The 16047-nt window shown below is 70.3% G+C and carries 9 protein-coding genes and 1 pseudogene; 9 read left to right on the top strand and 1 reads right to left on the bottom strand.

The window, feature by feature from the left end; translation table 11 throughout:
• Positions 1-132: 132 nt before the first annotated feature.
• The 5 genes and pseudogenes from ACWY4P_RS08945 to ACWY4P_RS08925 all read left to right on the top strand — a co-directional run bounded on the left by ACWY4P_RS08945 (position 133) and on the right by ACWY4P_RS08925 (position 9250).
• Positions 133-2400: a WD40 repeat domain-containing serine/threonine protein kinase gene (locus ACWY4P_RS08945; RefSeq protein ID WP_456209773.1), complete on the top strand. Its 2268-nt coding sequence runs from the start codon at positions 133-135 to the stop codon at positions 2398-2400.
• An 88-nt stretch (positions 2401-2488) separates the two neighbouring features.
• A complete protein-coding gene (locus tag ACWY4P_RS08940) occupies positions 2489-3694 on the top strand; it encodes an ROK family transcriptional regulator (RefSeq protein WP_456209771.1) in 1206 nt (401 codons plus the stop codon).
• A gap of 118 nt (positions 3695-3812) precedes the next feature.
• Positions 3813-5567 carry an alpha-galactosidase D gene (locus ACWY4P_RS08935; protein ID WP_456209770.1) on the top strand — a complete coding sequence of 585 codons (1755 nt, stop codon included), beginning with the start codon at positions 3813-3815 and terminating at the stop codon, positions 5565-5567.
• 50 nt (positions 5568-5617) lie between these two features.
• Positions 5618-8002 carry a glycosyl hydrolase family 95 catalytic domain-containing protein gene (locus ACWY4P_RS08930; protein WP_456209768.1) on the top strand — a complete coding sequence of 795 codons (2385 nt, stop codon included), beginning with the start codon at positions 5618-5620 and terminating at the stop codon, positions 8000-8002.
• Positions 7999-9250: pseudogene (locus ACWY4P_RS08925) on the top strand (SGNH/GDSL hydrolase family protein). The gene ACWY4P_RS08930 and the pseudogene ACWY4P_RS08925 overlap by 4 nt, the downstream one beginning before the upstream one ends.
• 24 nt (positions 9251-9274) lie before the next feature.
• Here the strand turns inward: ACWY4P_RS08925 and ACWY4P_RS08920 are convergent.
• Entirely contained in the window at positions 9275-10285 is a 1011-nt protein-coding gene (locus ACWY4P_RS08920) for a LacI family DNA-binding transcriptional regulator (protein WP_456209767.1), read from the bottom strand.
• 295 nt (positions 10286-10580) lie between these two features.
• Here ACWY4P_RS08920 and ACWY4P_RS08915 point away from each other — a divergent pair, with 295 nt between their 5' ends.
• From ACWY4P_RS08915 to ACWY4P_RS08900, 4 genes are all read left to right on the top strand, one after another.
• A complete protein-coding gene (locus tag ACWY4P_RS08915; RefSeq protein ID WP_456209765.1) occupies positions 10581-11504 on the top strand; it encodes a carbohydrate ABC transporter permease in 924 nt (307 codons plus the stop codon).
• Between the two features lie 3 nt (positions 11505-11507).
• The gene (locus tag ACWY4P_RS08910) at positions 11508-12455 is read left to right on the top strand and encodes a carbohydrate ABC transporter permease (RefSeq protein ID WP_456209764.1); all 948 of its coding nucleotides are present in this window, start codon (positions 11508-11510) and stop codon (positions 12453-12455) included.
• Between the two features lie 35 nt (positions 12456-12490).
• A complete protein-coding gene (locus ACWY4P_RS08905; RefSeq protein ID WP_456209762.1) occupies positions 12491-13828 on the top strand; it encodes an ABC transporter substrate-binding protein in 1338 nt (445 codons plus the stop codon).
• Positions 13829-13938: 110 nt separating this feature from the next.
• Positions 13939-16017, top strand: coding sequence for a beta-galactosidase (locus ACWY4P_RS08900; protein ID WP_456209761.1), 2079 nt, complete (start codon positions 13939-13941; stop codon positions 16015-16017).
• Positions 16018-16047 lie beyond the last annotated feature (30 nt).

Raw genomic sequence — 16047 nt, 5'->3', positions numbered from 1 at the left:
CGAGCAGCCCCTGCCTGCGACAACAGCCCTTGCACACAGGGGGCGTGACAGGATCCACTGGGCGCGACGATGCGTGCGGCGGGTTCATCTGCCCGGAGTTGTGCGCAGGCACTGATGAGTCGGAGAGGGCCGATGGAGCTGTTGGGGGAGACGGACCGGCCGGTGGCCGGTCCGTACCGGCTGGTGGCCGAGCTGGGTCGGGGCGGCATGGGGCGGGTGCTGCTCGGTGTCGCACCGGACGGGCGCCTGGTGGCGGTCAAGGTGGTGCGCTCGCAGTTCGTGGAGGACGACGGGTTCCGTACGCGCTTCCGCCGCGAGGTGGAGGCGTCCAGCAAGGTGTCCGGCGCGTATACGGCCGCCGTGGTCGACGCGGACGCGGACGCGCCGCTGCCGTGGCTGGCCTCGGTGTTCGTACCGGGCCCTGCACTGGGCCAAGCCGTGGAAAACGTCGCTCCGTTGACGCCCGAGACGACGGTGCGCCTGGCCGCGGGGCTCGCCGCGGCCCTGGCCGAGATCCACCGGGCCGGGCTGATCCACCGCGACCTCAAGCCGTCCAATGTGCTGCTCGCCGCCGACGGGCCCCGGGTCATCGACTTCGGGATCGCACGAGCGATCGACAGCGAGCACATCACCAAGATCACTCACACGGGCTGGCTGGTCGGCTCACCCGCCTTCATGTCCCCGGAACAGGCGGAGAGCCGCGAACTCACCCCGGCCAGCGATGTGTTCTCGCTCGGCGCGGTGCTGTTCCAGGCGTGCACCGGGCGGGTCCCGTTCGCCGGTTCGTCCACGCTTCAGATGCTCTACAACGTCGTGCACAGCGAACCCGACCTCTCGCCGCTCCCGGACGAGTTGCGCGGCCTCGTCGAACGGTGTCTGGACAAGGACCCGTCCCAGCGGCCCACTCCGGCCGGGATCCTGGAGCTCGTCGGGCAACTCGCCCCGTCCGCGCGACCCTGGCCGCCCGCCGTACACGACCTGATCGACGCGCAGCAGGCCGAGATCGCCCGGGTCCTCGGTCTGCCCGAGGACGGCGGCGCGCTCGTGGCGTCCGGGGCCGGGACGGTCGTCCTCCGCGCCGCGCCAGGAGCGGGCGGCACCGCGCGCCTGCCCGCAGACCCGCCTACCGCCCCACAGAACCTCGCCCGCACGGCAGCCCCGCCTACGGCCCCACAGCACCCCGCCCCACCGGCCGCCCCTCCGGCGGGCGCACCGGCCGCCCCTCCCGCGGGGACTCCCCGCCCGACCCGCCGCGTTCTCCTGCTCGGCGCGCTGGGCGCCGGTGTCACTGCCGCCGTCGCCGTCCCACTCGCCGTGGACCGGTTCTCCGGGGCCTCGGCCAAGGGGGGTTCCGGGGAGTCCCCGTCGCCGAGCACATCGCGGCCGCGGACGGCGAGCCCGAGCGCGTCGCGGTCCAAGTCGCCCACCCCCAAGCGGACGTCGATGGTCACCGTGTCCGACAAGCGGGGCAGCATGCTGACCGCCGTGCGGTTCAGCCCGGACGGCAGGTTCATCGCCCTCGGTGACCTGAACGGCAACGTCGTGCTGTGGCGCAGCCCCACCCTGAAGATGGCGGCCGTCCTCAGCGCGCCCGGCGCGGGAGGGGTCGACAACTCCATCGGCGACCTGGCGTTCAGCCCGGACGGCTCGCTCCTCGCCGGCATCGACGACTACGCGACGATCACGCTGTGGGACGTCGCGTCGCGCAAGAAGGTGGCCACGCTCCACGGCGACAAGAACCAGAAGGACTCCGAGTACGACTCCGTGGCGTTCAGCCGGGACGGAAAGACCCTGGCGTACAGCTCGAACACCACCATCACGCTGTGGGACGTCAGGTCCCGCGACAAGGTCGCCACCCTCGTCGACCCCGCGGGCCCCACGACGGATGTGAACAAGGGGTGGGTGGCGTCCGTCGTGTTCACCAAGGACGGCCGCACCCTCATCGCCTCCACCACGGAGGGGAAGCTGCACTTCTGGGACATCGGCCGGCGGAGTATCACCGCCACTGTCCAGGGGGGCAAGGACGGCCTGTACGACCTCGCGCTGAGCCCGGACGGCAAGGTCCTCGCGGCTGACGCCGGGGTCGAAGGAGTCAGGCTGTGGGACACCGGCAGTCGCAAGAAGATCGAGACCCTGACCTTCACCTCGCAGATGATCGGCTCCGTGGCGTTCAGCCCGGACGGCAAGTCCCTGGCCGCCAGCGAGGCGGGCGGGGCGGTCCAGGTCTGGTCCACCGCCACCTGGAACCCCGTGCGCACGCTCGACAAAAGCATCGAGGAGGCGGCGGAGGCCCTGTCAGAGGCCCGGCAGAGCTTCTCGGACGCCCTCGCCTTCAGCCCCGACAGCAAACTCCTGGCCGTGTCCCTGGACTACCGCCTGGCCCTCTGGAAGCTCACCTGACCCTGACCCTGATCCGATGCAGGCCAACCTTGAGAGATTCCTGCTTCTTTAATTGACAGCGGAAAATAAGGGCCATAGGTTCCCGGCCATGCAGTCGGCCTCCCACGGCGAGGCGTTCCCGGTCCGTACGCCGGCCGCCTCGCACATCTTCACCACGCTCTTGTCCCATGGCCCGCTCACGCGGCCCGAACTGGCCCGGCGCACCGGCCTGTCCGCGGCCGCGGTCACCAAGGCGGTCCGGCCCCTGATCGAGTCCGCGTATCTGGTGGAGGACGTGGCGGAGGAAGCGCGTCCGACGCTCGGGCGTCCGGCCAACCCCGTCCGGGTCGACGGCGGGCGCGCGCTGTTCGCCGGGGTCAAGGTGACCGGCGACGAGGTCATCGGCGTGCTCACGGACCTGTGCTGCCGCGTCTGTGCCGCCCGGCACATGCCACTCCCGGCCCGTGACCCCAGGGCGGTGCTGGCCGCGGTGGCCGAGCTGGTGGGGGCGTTGCTCATCGAGGCCGACGGCCTCGGCGTGCCGGTCCTGGGGCTGGGGGTCGCCGTCTCCGGAGACGTGGACCGTGTGCGGGGCGTCGTCCGCTACTCGCCGTTCCTGGAGTGGCGGGGCATCCCGCTCGCCGAACTCGCCGCCACGACCACCGGCCTGCCGGTCACCGTCGACAACGACGTTCGCGCGCTGACCGTCGCCGAGCAGTGGTTCGGCGGCGGCGTGGGGCTGTCGAACTTCGCCGTGGTCACGGTCGGCGCGGGCATCGGCTGCGGGCTTGTGGTCCACGGCCGGGTCGTCGCGGGAGCGCAGGGGGTGGCCGGTGAGATCGGTCATGTGACCATCGACCCGGCCGGTCCGCTCTGCCACTGCGGTAACCGCGGCTGTGTGGAGGCCATCGCGGGGGACGCCGCGATCCTCGCCCGGATCCGGGAGGCGACGGGCGTCGATGTCGCCGGCCCCACGCAGGCCGTGGACCTGGCGCGCCGCGGCGTCCCCGGAGCGCGGGAGGCATACGCGCGGGCCGGGGAGGCGATCGGGCGCGCCCTCGCGACCGTGGCCAACCTGCTCGGCCCCGAGCGCGTGATCATCTCGGGCGAGGGCCTGGCCGCCTACGACCTGTTCGCCGAGCAGGTCCGTGACGCGTTCGCCGCGGCCGCCTTCGGCTCCGCCGCGCGCTGCGACATCCAGACCCGCCCGCTGCCCTTCGAGGAATGGGCGCGTGGCGCCGCGGCCATCGCGATTCAGTCCTTCATCAGACCTTCATCCGATCAGACACCGACCAGCGCACGGGAGCACAGCTGAACATCGACTCGGGCAAGGGCTGAGCCGCCCCGGCCCGCGGACCCATCGCCAGGAGGTACGACCCATGTGGTCATCCCCGTACTCCGCCACGTCCAAAGTTGTTCACGGCCTGAGAGCCATGATGGTCCTCGTCCTCACCGCCGGCGCCGCGACCGCCGTACCGGCGGCCCGCGCGGATGCCGGGGCCGGTACGCCCGGTGTCGCGGCCAAGCCGTATATGGGCTGGACGAGTTGGAGCATGCAGTCGTCGAAGTATCCGGGCCTCAACCCGGACGGCGACTACAGCTACCTCACCGAGGCGAACGTTCTCGAGCAGACCGACGCGTTGGCCGCCAAGCTCAAGAAGTACGGCTACGAGTACGTCAACATCGACGCCGGCTGGTGGCGCGACAAGGCCTGGAAGCCCGCGTTCGACCAGTACGCCCGGCAGAAGGCCGACCCCGTCCGGTTTCCGAGCGGCATGAAGGCGGTCGCCGACCGCATCCATGCCAAGGGCCTCAAAGCGGGCATCTATCTGCCCGTGGGCCTGGAGAAGGAGGCGTTCGGCGACGGCAGGGTCCCGGTCTGGAACGCCGACGGCTGCACCACCGCCGACATCGTCCATGACGACCTGCGCACCACCAACGGCTGGGACAGCGCCTATAAGCTCGACTTCTCCCGCCCCTGCGCCCAGAAGTACGTCGACTCCCAGGCACGGCTGTTCGCGGACTGGGGATACGACTTCCTCAAGCTCGACGGCGTCGGCCCCGGCTCCGGCAAGAGCGGCGACCAGTACGACAACGCGGCGGACGTGGCCGCCTGGCAGAAGGCCATCGCCGCCACCGGCCGCCCCATCCACCTCGAGATCTCCTGGTCCCTGGACATCGGGCGCGTCGCCGACTGGAAGAAGTACTCCAACGGCTGGCGCATCGACACCGACGTCGAGTGCTACTGCAACACCCTCGTCAGCTGGGAGAACTCCGTCGACGACCGCTGGGACGACGCCCCGGGCTGGACTCGGCACGCGGGCCCCGGAGGCTGGAACGACCTCGACTCCCTGAACGTCGGCAACGGGGAGATGGACGGCCTCACCAGGGCCGAGCGGCAGAGCTACGCCACCCTGTGGGCCATCGCCAAGTCCCCGCTCTACACGGGCGACGACCTCACCCGCCTCGACTCCTACGGTCTGTCCCTGCTGACCAACCGCGAGGTCATCGCCGTCAACCAGAGCGAGGCCCCGCCCGCCCGCCCCGTCACCCCCGCCGATCCGCAGCAGGTGTGGGCGGCGAAGAACCCCGACGGCAGCTACACGGTGGCCCTGTTCAATCTCGCCGACAGGCCCGCCGCCGTCACCGCCGACTGGGCGGCCCTCGGTTTCACCGGCAAGGCCGCCGTCCGTGACCTGTGGAACCACGAGAACCTCGGCACGTACCAGAACAAGATCACTTCGGCGCTGCCCGCGCATGGCTCCCGCCTGTTCACGGTCACCCCGCGCGGCGGGCCGCTCACCACGACCGCCTACGAGGCCGAGTCCTCGGCGAACACCCTCGGCGGCAACGCCTCCGTCGCCGACTGCTCCGACTGCTCCGGCGACCACAAGGTCGGCAACCTCTATCTCGGCGGCACGCTCCGCTTCAACGACATCACCGTCGACAAGGCCGGCGTCCACCTGGTCAAGGTCGCCTATGTCAGCGGTGACCCCCGCTCGGTCGACATCTCCGTGGGCGGAGGCGGCGCCACCCGCCACAGGTTCCCCTCCACCGGTGACTGGGGGACCGTCGAGACCGTCAGTGTGCCCCTGACGCTCAAGGCGGGCGTCAACACGATCACCTTCGACAGCGGGTCGGGCTACGCGCCGGACATCGACCGGATCGACGTGCCCAAGTCGTCCTGACCGCCCCCGGGCCCGGCCCCGCCGGGCCCACTCCCGCATCGGAGTCCGCCATGCCCACTCGCCCGACCGACCCCCGTAGAAGAACTCTGCTCTCCCTGGCCGGCGCGGCCGGCTTCGCCACCGCACTGGGCGCCCTGCCCGCCTTCACCGCCTCCGCCGCCCCCCGGAGGCCCGCGGACGCGTCCGTGCCCGGCGATCCATCGCCCCACGAGCTGTGGTGGCAGGCCCCTGCCGACGACCACTCGATGATCGAACAGGGTCTGCCCGTCGGAAACGGCCGGATCGGAGCCCTCGCCGGAAACGACCCCGGCCGGGAACTCCTGCTGATCACCGATGCCACGATGTGGACCGGCGGCCTCAACGACACCCTCGACGCCGACGGCCAGTTCCCCTACGGCCGCGCCGACTTCGGCTCCCTCACCCTGCTCGGCCGCCTCGTCGTCGACATCCCCGACCACGACCTGTCCGCCGTCTCCGACTACCGCCGCGGTCTCGACCTGGCCCGTGGCCTGCTCACGACGTCGTATGTGCGCTCCGGTGTGACCTACCGCCGCGAGATATTCGCCAGCCGCCCCGACGACGCGATCGTTGTGCACTTCACCCAGAGCGGAGGCGGTCGCTACAGCGGCACCATCACTCTCGACGGCACCCACGGCGAGACCACCACAGGCGGGCGGCGACACGTCTCCTTCGGCGCGGCCTTCCCCAACAGCCTCCGCTACGGCGCCGCGGCCACGGCGTACGGAAACGGCGGGCGCATCACCGTGAACGGCTCGCGGATCTCCTTCTCCGGGTGCGCGGACCTCACCGTGGTGGTCAGCGGCGGCACCAACTACGTGCCCGACGCCTCCACTCACTACCGCGACGCGTCCCTCGACCCCGAGAAGCTGGCCCGCACCAAGGTCCGCGCCGCCGCCGCCCACTCGGCGGACACCCTGCGGCACACTCATGTCGCCGACCACGGGGCCCTGTTCGAACAGCTGGACCTCTCCCTCGGCAGATCGTCCGCCGCCCAGCGCGCCCTGGACACCTGGGAGCGCGTCAAGGCCCGCGCCCGCGACGGCGTGCCCGACCCCGAACTCGAGGCCGACTACCTGCAGTTCGGACGCTATCTGATGATCTCCGGGTCGCGCGGCAGCCTGCCGGCGGGACTGCAGGGACTGTGGCTGGACGGCAACGACCCCGACTGGATGGGCGACTACCACACCGATATCAACATCCAGATGAACTACTGGATGGCCGACCGCGCCGGTCTGTCCCAGTGTTTCGACGCGCTCACCGACTACTGTCTGGCCCAGCTGCCGTCCTGGACGAGCCTCACGCACTCCCTCTTCAACGACCCGCGCAACCGATACCGCAACTCCGACGGAGAGATCGCCGGCTGGACCGTCGCCATCTCGACCAATATCCACGGCGGACAGGGCTGGTGGTGGCATCCGGCCGGCAACGCCTGGCTGTGCACCACCCTGTGGGAGCACTACGAGTTCACGCAGTCCCGCTCCCACCTGGAGAAGATCTACCCCCTCCTCAAGGGCGCCTGCGAGTTCTGGGAGAAGCGGCTGCTCACCACGGTGCCGGAGGGCTCCTCCGCGGAGGTCCTCATCGCCGACAGCGACTGGTCGCCGGAACACGGCCCGCTCGACGCCAAGGGCATCACCTACGCCCAGGAGCTGGTGTGGGCCCTGTTCGGCAACTACTGCGACGCCGCCGCCACATTGCGCAAGGACGCCGGATACGCGGACACGATCGCCTCCCTGCGCAGGCGACTGTATCTGCCGCGGGTCAGCCCCAGGACGGGCTGGCTGGAGGAGTGGATGTCACCCGACAACCTTGGCGAGACCACCCACCGGCATCTGTCCCCCCTCGTCGGACTCTTCCCCGGCGACCGCATCCGCCCCGACGGCTCCGCCCCGGCCGACATCGTGGACGGCGCCACCGCCCTGCTCGCGGCGCGCGGCATGAACAGCTTCGGCTGGGCGAACGCCTGGCGCGCCCTGTGCTGGGCCCGGCTGAAGAACGCGGACAAGGCCTACCGGCTCGTCGTGGGCAACCTTCGCCCCTCGACCGGGGGCGGCAACGGCACCGCGTTCAACCTCTTCGACATCTACGAGGTGGAACAGGGCCGCGGCATCTTCCAGATCGACGCCAACTTCGGCACACCGGCGGCGATGATCGAGATGCTTCTGTACTCCCGCCCCGGCCACCTGGAACTGCTGCCGGCGCTCCCCGACGCCTGGGCCGCGGCGGGTCACATCACCGGGGTCGGCGCGCGCGGCGGCTTCGTCGTCGACCTGCGCTGGCGGGACGGGAAACCGAGCGAGGTGCGCATCCGCAGCGTCGGCGGCCGGACCACGACCGTGGTCTACGCGGACAACTCCCGGACCGTCACGCTCAGACCCGGACACTCCGTCACGCTCAAGGACTTCGTCCGGTGAGGGCCCGGTTCACGGGAGTGCGTAGGCTGACCGCGCTGGTGCTCACCGCGGCCCTGCAGGCCGCCACCGCCACCGCCACCGCGTACGCGGCGGGCGCGGCGCCCGACAGCGGGCCCTCCGCGGCCCGGACACCCGGCCACGTGGTGACCTGGGGAGCCTCCGCGGACCGCGTGGGCGACGGCGCCGCCGACCGCGGATACCGGCTCGTCGTCCACACCAGCGTGGCGGGAGACGACCCGCGCATCCGGCTGTCCAAATGCCTTCGGCGACCGGCCCGTCACCTTCGACAACGTATACGTCGGCATCCAGGAGCAGGGCGCGGCACTGGTCCGCGGCAGCAACCGGCCCCTGACGTTCGGCGGCGCGCGGACGGTGACCCTGCCGGCGGGGGCGACCGCGTACAGCGACGAGCTGCCCGGCAGACTGCCCGCCGCGGTCAACCTGGTGGTCAGCCTGCACACACCGGACGCGGCGGGCCCGGCGACCGGACACGGGATGGCCATGCAGACGTCGTACGCGACCTGGGGCGACCACACGGCCGAGGAGGGCGCCTCGGCGTGGCCGGAGCGGATCGGCTCCTGGTACTACGTGGACGCCGTGTCCGTACGGCCCAAGGCGACCACCGGCGCGGTCGCCGTCCTCGGGGACTCCATCACGGACGGCTGGCAGTCCACCGCCGACCTGAACCGCCGCTGGCCCGACTACCTCGCCCGCAGATTGCGGACCGCGGCCACGACCGTCAAGGGAGTGGCCAACGAGGGAATCTCCGGCAACAAGGTCCTGGCGGACGGCGCCGGGCAGAGCGCCCTCCACCGGCTGGACCGGGACGTGCTGTCCCAGCCCGGCGTGCGCACGGTGTTCCTCTTCGAGGGCGTGAACGACATCAAGGCCCATACGGGTGTCACCCCCCAGGACCTGATCGCCGGCTACCGGGAGGTGATCCGCCGAGCGCACGCGGAGGGGAAGTGTGTCGCCGGCGCCACCATCGCGCCCTTCAAAGGGTGGTCCGAGTGGGATGAGGCCGCGGAGGCCGTACGCCAGGAGGTCAACGCGTTCGTCAGGGACAGCGGTGAGTTCGACGCGGTGACCGACTTCGACCGCATCCTGCGCAGCCCCTACGACCACGAGAGGATGCTCCCGGTCTTCGACGGCGGTGACCATGTGCACCGCAACGACAAGGGCATGCAGGCGATGGCCGACGCCGTCGATCTCGGAAGCCTCGACTGCGCCGGGCCGGCCCGGCCCTGACGCGCGGCGCGCGGCGGATATGCCCTATGGCGACGAGGGTGGCGAGGGCGGCGACGGCGGTGGCGCGGTGCTGCCGCGCAGCACGAGCTGGGTCGGGACCAGCGTGGTGCCGGGTTCCGTCACGTCCTCGCGTATCTGCCGGAGCACTCCCTCGACACAGCGCCGCCCCACCTCCGCGAAGTCCTGGTGGACGGTGGTCAGGGGAGGCAGGAAGGAGCCGGCCTCGGCGATGTCGTCGAAGCCGATGACGCTGACGTCCTCGGGCACCTTCCTGCCGCGTTCGTGCAGGGCCCGCAGCAGGCCGAGAGCCATCTGGTCGTTGGCGGCGAACACCGCCGTGCAGCCGGCCTCGTCGGCGAGGCGGAGTCCGGCCTGGTAGCCGGACTCCGCCGACCAGTCGCCCCGCACCAGGGGTGGCGGGACACTTCCCGCGTCGGTGAGGGTGACCCGCCACGCGTCGGCGCGGCGCTGCGCGGCGAAGGACTCCTCCGGGCCGGCCAGGTGCCACACCGTGCGGTGGCCGAGGTCGAGCAGGTGGCGCACGGCGGCGCGGGTTCCGCCGGCCTGGTCGGTGTCGACCACGCTGTAGCGGTCGCCCGCGTCCGAATCGGCCACGACCACTTGGACGTTGGGCGGCAGCGAGACGGTGGCCGCGTCGAGCAGGTGCACTTCCATGATGACGATGACGGCGTCGACGGCGAGCTCCCCCAGCCGGGAGAAGGCGCCCCGCACCTCGTCCTGGGTGGGGACCGCGACGGGCAGGAGCGTCACGGCGTAGCCCTCATGGGCCGCGGAGGTGGCGATCGCCTCCAGGGTGCGCACATTGCCGGTCGTGGCAAGGCTGAAGGTGATGACACCGATGGTGCGGAACTCGCCGCGCTTGAGCGCCCGGGCGGCGCTGTTGGGCCGGTAGCCCAGCTCCTTCATCGCCGCGAGGACCTGCTGCCGGGTTTCCTCGGTCACCCCTGAGTAGCCGTTGGAGACACGGGAGACCGTCTGCGAGGAGACACCGGCCAGGCGGGCGACGTCCGCCATGGAAGCGCGCTGGACCCGTCGGTCGGCGCGTGTTGTTCCGGCCCTCACCCGGGTCTGCGGCGTACTCACGGAGGCGCCGTCCGCTGCGTCCATCTATGCCCCCTTTTATCCAATGTTTCGTGGATTCTCCGGCCGACGACCCTTGACCGTCGACATTCGGGCAGTGTAGACATGCCGCCACCAGATGTTTACGTAAACATAACACCCGTCAAGGCCTCTTACGGGGTGTGGTGTTTACGTGAACATCGCGTGGGCGCCGGGCTGTCAGGTCCGAGAGGGATGAACGAGGAACGACATGACGACGCTGCAACCGCCGGCGGCCGTGGACCGCACGGCACGGGCTTCGCTGAAACGGGACCGCCGGTCCTGGACGGGGTGGGGGTTCGTCGGCCCCTTTGTGGTGGTCTTCGCCCTGGTCTTTCTGGCTCCCATCGGGTATTCGATCTACCTCAGCCTCTTCCGGGACAGGCTGATCGGCGGCAACAGCTTCGTGGGCCTGGACAACTACCAGCAGGCGCTTCAGGACGACCAGTTCTGGGCCGGTGTGACCCGGGTGGGGCTGTTCCTGGCGGTCCAGGTGCCGATCATGCTGGGCATCGCCCTGCTCGTCGCGCTCGCGCTGGACAGCGGGCGGCTGTACGGCAAGAACTTCTTCCGGATCTCGATCTTCCTGCCCTATGCGGTGCCCGCCGTGGTGGCCACGCTGATGTGGGCCTTCATGTACGGCACCCGCTTCGGCCTGGTGGGGGACATCAACGACGCCTTCGGTGTCTCGCTGCCCGATCCGCTCTCGCCCGACCTGATCCTGGCCTCGATCGGCAACATCGTCACCTGGGAGTTCGTCGGCTACAACATGCTGATCTTCTACTCGGCGCTGCGGGTGATCCCGCACTCCCTGTACGAGGCCGCGGAGATCGACGGCGCCGGACAGCTCCGCGTCATCACCGCCATCAAGCTTCCCGCGATCCGCGGAGCCCTCGTCATCGCGACGATCTTCTCGATCATCGGCAGCTTCCAGCTGTTCAACGAGCCGAGCATCCTGAAGCCCCTGGCGCCGAACGCGATCGCCACCGACTACACCCCCAACTACTACACCTACACGCTGTCCTTCAACGGCCAGCAGCACAACTACTCCGCGACGGTCGCCATCGTCATGGGGCTGATCACCATGGTCATCGCCTATGTCGTCCAGCTGCGCGGCATGCGCAAGGGAGCGTGAACCATGAGCAGTCCCGCCACCACCGCTTCCAAGCCCACGCCCGTGCGGGCCAAGTCCTCCGGCCACGCACCGCGGCTGCGCACACCGCGCCGGACCGCCGAAAGGCGACTCCCGCGCCGCAGTGTGCTGCTGACCGTGCTGACCGGTCTGGTACTGCTGTACTCCCTGGTGCCGCTGATATGGCTGGTCATCAGCTCCACCAAGACCCAGGAAGGGCTGGCCACCTCCTCCGGGCTGTGGTTCAGCGACCACTTCGCCCTGTGGGACAACATCCGTGAGACGTTCACCTACAACGACGGGGTCTTCGTCCGCTGGCTGCTGAACACCCTGCTGTATGTGGTGCTCGGCGCCGGTGGCGCCACCTTCCTCGCGGTCCTGGGCGGCTACGCCCTCGCGAAGTTCAGCTTCCCCGGCAAGCGCGCCGTCTTCGCCGTCGTCATCGGGGCCGTCGCCGTGCCGACCACCGCGCTGGCGGTCCCCACCTTCCTGATGTTCAGCAAGATGGGGCTGACCAACACCCCCTGGGCGGTGATCGTCCCCTCGCTCATCTCGCCCTTCGGCCTGTATCTGATGTGGGTCTTCGCCACCGAGGCCATCCCCACCGAGCTGCTGGAGGCCGCCCGCATCGACGGCGCGAGCGAGCTGCGCACCTTCTTCCAGGTCAGCCTGCCGCTGCTGGCGCCGGGCATCGTGACCGTGCTGCTGTTCACGATGGTCGCGACCTGGAACAACTACTTCCTGCCGCTGATCATGCTCAAGGACCCGGACTGGTATCCGCTGACCCTGGGGCTGAACAGCTGGAACGCCCAGGCCCAGACGGCCGGTGGCGAACCCGTCTTCAACCTGGTGATCACCGGTTCGCTGATCACCATCATCCCCCTGATCGCCGCCTTCCTGCTGCTGCAGAAGTACTGGCAGTCCGGACTCGCCGCCGGAAGCGTCAAGGAATAACCCTCACCCCACCACGCAGAAGTGGATGCACCTCCATGTCGATGAACACTCGCCGCATGCTGCGCGGCATCGGCCTCGTCTGTGCCCTCGCCCTGGGAGCGACCGCTTGCGGCGGCTCCGACGACGACTCCAGCGGTAAGAAGGTTTCCGCAGGGGACATCCAGGCGGCCCTGAAGAAGGGCGGCTCCATCACCGTCTGGGCCTGGGAGCCCACGCTCAAGCAGGTCGTCAAGGACTTCGAGAAGGAACACCCCAAGGTCCACGTCAACCTCGTCAACGCGGGCACCAACAAGGACCAGTACACCGCCCTCCAGAACGCCATAGCGGCGAAGAAGGGCGTCCCGGACGTCGCGCAGATCGAGTACTACGCGCTCGGCCAGTTCTCGCTGACCAAGGCCGTGACCGACCTGTCCGGGTTCGGCGCCGACAAGCTCTCCAAGACCTACTCGCCCGGCCCGTGGAACTCGGTGAAGTCCGGCGACAAGATCTACGCGCTGCCCATGGACTCCGGCCCGATGGCGCTCTTCTACAACAAGAAGATCTTCGACAAGTACAAGGTCGCGGTGCCCACCACCTGGGACGAGTACGTCGACGCGGCACGCAAGCTGCACAAGGCCGACCCGAAGGTCTACATCACCAGCGACACCGGCGAGGCGGGCATGACCACCAGCCTGCTGTGGCAGGCCGGCTCGCGCCCGTACCAGGTCGACGGCACCAACGTGAAGATCGACTTCTCCGACAAGGGCGCCGCCACCTACACCAAGACCTGGCAGAAGCTCATCGACGAGAAGCTCCTCGCGCCCGTCACCGGCTGGACCGACGACTGGTACAAGGGGCTGGGCAACGGCGACATCGCCACCCTGACCACCGGCGCCTGGATGCCCGCCAACTTCGTCTCCGGCGTGAAGAACGCCTCCGGCGACTGGCGCGTGGCCCCGCTGCCGCAGTGGACCAAGGGCGACAAGACGACAGCCGAGAACGGCGGCAGCTCGCTGGCCCTGCCCTCGGCGGGCAAGAACAAGGAGCTCGCCTACGCCTTCACCGAGTACGCGAACGCCGGCAAGGGCGTGCAGACCCGGCTCAAGGGCGGCGCCTTCCCGGCGACCACGGCGGACCTCCAGTCCGAGGCGTTCCAGAACACCGAGTTCCCGTACTTCGGCGGGCAGAAGGCCAACAAGATCTTCGCCGACTCGGCCGCGAACGTCGGCAGCGGCTGGTCGTACCTCCCCTACCAGGTGTACGCCAACTCGATCTTCAACGACAGCGTCGGCAAGGCCTATGTCTCGAACACCCCGCTGACCAAGGGGCTGAAGGCCTGGCAGGACGCCTCCGTCAAGTACGGCAGCGAGCAGGGCTTCACGGTCTCGAAGTAAGGACCGTCCGGCAGCAGGGCGCGCCACGCCGCGTGCCCTGCTGCCGGACGCTCTGAGCACCACCAGCACCAACGCCGCGCCACCCCGTGCGGTACACCGGAAGGACCACCATGATCTCCACCCTCCTCTCCCGGCTGCCGCACGGGTCGGACGGTGACCCCGCCTCCCCCCGCCTCGCCTTCGGCGCCGACTACAACCCCGAGCAGTGGCCGCGCGAGGTGTGGGAGGAGGACGTCCGGCTGATGCGCCAGGCCGGCGTCAATGTCGTCTCCGTGGCGATCTTCTCCTGGGCCCGCATCCAGCCGACCCTGGACCGGTGGGACTTCGAGTGGCTCGACGAGATCATGGACCTCCTGCACGCGGGCGGCATCGGGGTCGACCTGGCCACCGCCACCGCCTCCCCGCCGCCCTGGCTCACCACCGCGCACCCGGAGATCCTCCCGGTGACCGCCTCCGGTGAGACCGTGTGGCCGGGGGCGCGGCAGCACTGGCGCCCCACCTCGCCGGTCTTCCGCGACCACGCCCTGCGCCTGGTGACCCAGATGGCCCGGCGCTACGCCGACCACCCCGCCCTGGTGGCCTGGCATGTGTCCAACGAGCTGGGCTGCCACAACATCTACGACTACTCCGACGACGCCGCCCGCGCCTTCCGCGACTGGCTGCGTGCGCGCTACGAGAGCCTCGACGCGCTCAACCACGCCTGGGGCACCGCGTTCTGGTCCCAGCGCTACAGCGACTGGGAGCAGATCCTGCCGCCCCGGCTGGCCGCGTCCCACCCCAACCCCACCCAGCAGCTCGACTTCAAGCGCTTCTCCTCCGACGCGCTGAAGGAGTATCTGCGCGCGGAGCGCGACATCCTGCGCGAGATCACCCCCGGTGTGCCCGTCACCACCAACTTCATGGTGATGGGCGAGACCAAGGGGATGAACTACCCCGACTGGGCCGACGAGATCGACTTCGTCTCCAACGACCACTACGTCCACCCCGGTCCCCAGGACCGCGACGAGCTGTCCTTCTCCGCCAACCTCACCAGCGGCATCGCGAGCGGGCGCCCGTGGTTCCTCATGGAGCACTCCACCAGCGCGGTCAACTGGCAGCCCGTCAACCTGGCCAAGCGCCCGGGCGACCTCGCGCGCGACTCCCTGCTGCATGTCGCGCACGGCGCCGACGCGGTCTGCTTCTTCCAGTGGCGGCAGTCGGCGGCCGGGGCCGAGAAGTACCACTCGGCGATGGTGCCGCACGCCGGGGCCGACAGCGATGTCTTCCGCGCCGTGACCGAGCTGGGCGCCACCCTTCAGGCGCTGGCGCCGGTCGCCGGGGCCGAGCGCGAGCGGGCGCGGGTCGGGATCGTATACGACTGGGACTCGTGGTGGGCCAGCGAGCAGGACTCCCACCCCAGCTCCCGCCTCAACTACCGCCAAGAGGCCCTCGACTGGTACTCCGCCCTCCTCGCCCTGGGCATCCGGGCCGATGTCATCACCACCCGGGCCGACCTCGGCGACTACCGGCTGCTGATCGCGCCCGTGCTGCATGTGGTGCCCCAGGCCCTGGCCAAGGAGCTCACGCGGTACGTCGAGACGGGCGGCCACCTGGTCACCACGTACTTCTCCGGCGTCGTCGACGAGAACGACCACGTCTGGCTGGGCGGCTACCCCGGGGCCCTGCGCGAGCTGCTCGGCATCCGTATCGAGGAGTTCGGCCCGCTGCTCGCCGACCACGCCGTCGAACTGGACGGCCTGGACGGCCAGAGCACCCCGGCGGGCCCGGCCACCGGCACCCTGTGGACCGACCAGATCACCGTCACCGACCCCGACGTGCGGACCCTCGCCCACTACCGCACCGGCACCTACGCCGGCCGCCCCGCCATCACCCGCCGCGCGGTGGGCCAGGGCTCGGCCGCGTATGTCTCCACCCGGCTGGGCGCCGACGGGCTCACCCGCCTCCTGCCGGGCCTGCTGGAGGGCGCCGGAGTCCACAGCGAGCTGCCCGCCGAGGTGCGCGGGCGCGTCGAGCTGACGGTGCGCCGCACCGCCGATGCCCGCTACCTGTTCCTCGTCAACCGCACCGACGAGCAGGTGAGCCTGCCCGGCCTCACCGGGGAGCCGCTGTCCGGCGGCACCGCGGCCGCCGACGGCTCGCTCACCCTGCGGCCGCGGGAGGTCGCCGTGGTGCGACAGCCCGCCTCCTGACACACCCCCCACACGGGCATGTCCGCTGGG

The organism is Streptomyces sp. LZ34 (genome assembly GCF_053890475.1).
The sequence above is the reverse complement of the archived record's forward strand: the minus strand, read 5'-3'. Positions and strand labels throughout refer to the sequence as shown.

Coding starts and splice junctions, on each gene's coding strand:
- ACWY4P_RS08930 (WP_456209768.1), top strand. CDS start 5,618: ATGCCCACTCGCCCGACCGACCCCCGTAGAAGAACTCTGCTCTCCCTG.
- ACWY4P_RS08940 (WP_456209771.1), top strand. CDS start 2,489: ATGCAGTCGGCCTCCCACGGCGAGGCGTTCCCGGTCCGTACGCCGGCC.
- ACWY4P_RS08935 (WP_456209770.1), top strand. CDS start 3,813: ATGATGGTCCTCGTCCTCACCGCCGGCGCCGCGACCGCCGTACCGGCG.
- ACWY4P_RS08910 (WP_456209764.1), top strand. CDS start 11,508: ATGAGCAGTCCCGCCACCACCGCTTCCAAGCCCACGCCCGTGCGGGCC.
- ACWY4P_RS08920 (WP_456209767.1), bottom strand. CDS start 10,285: ATGGCGGACGTCGCCCGCCTGGCCGGTGTCTCCTCGCAGACGGTCTCC.
- ACWY4P_RS08915 (WP_456209765.1), top strand. CDS start 10,581: ATGACGACGCTGCAACCGCCGGCGGCCGTGGACCGCACGGCACGGGCT.
- ACWY4P_RS08945 (WP_456209773.1), top strand. CDS start 133: ATGGAGCTGTTGGGGGAGACGGACCGGCCGGTGGCCGGTCCGTACCGG.
- ACWY4P_RS08900 (WP_456209761.1), top strand. CDS start 13,939: ATGATCTCCACCCTCCTCTCCCGGCTGCCGCACGGGTCGGACGGTGAC.
- ACWY4P_RS08905 (WP_456209762.1), top strand. CDS start 12,491: ATGTCGATGAACACTCGCCGCATGCTGCGCGGCATCGGCCTCGTCTGT.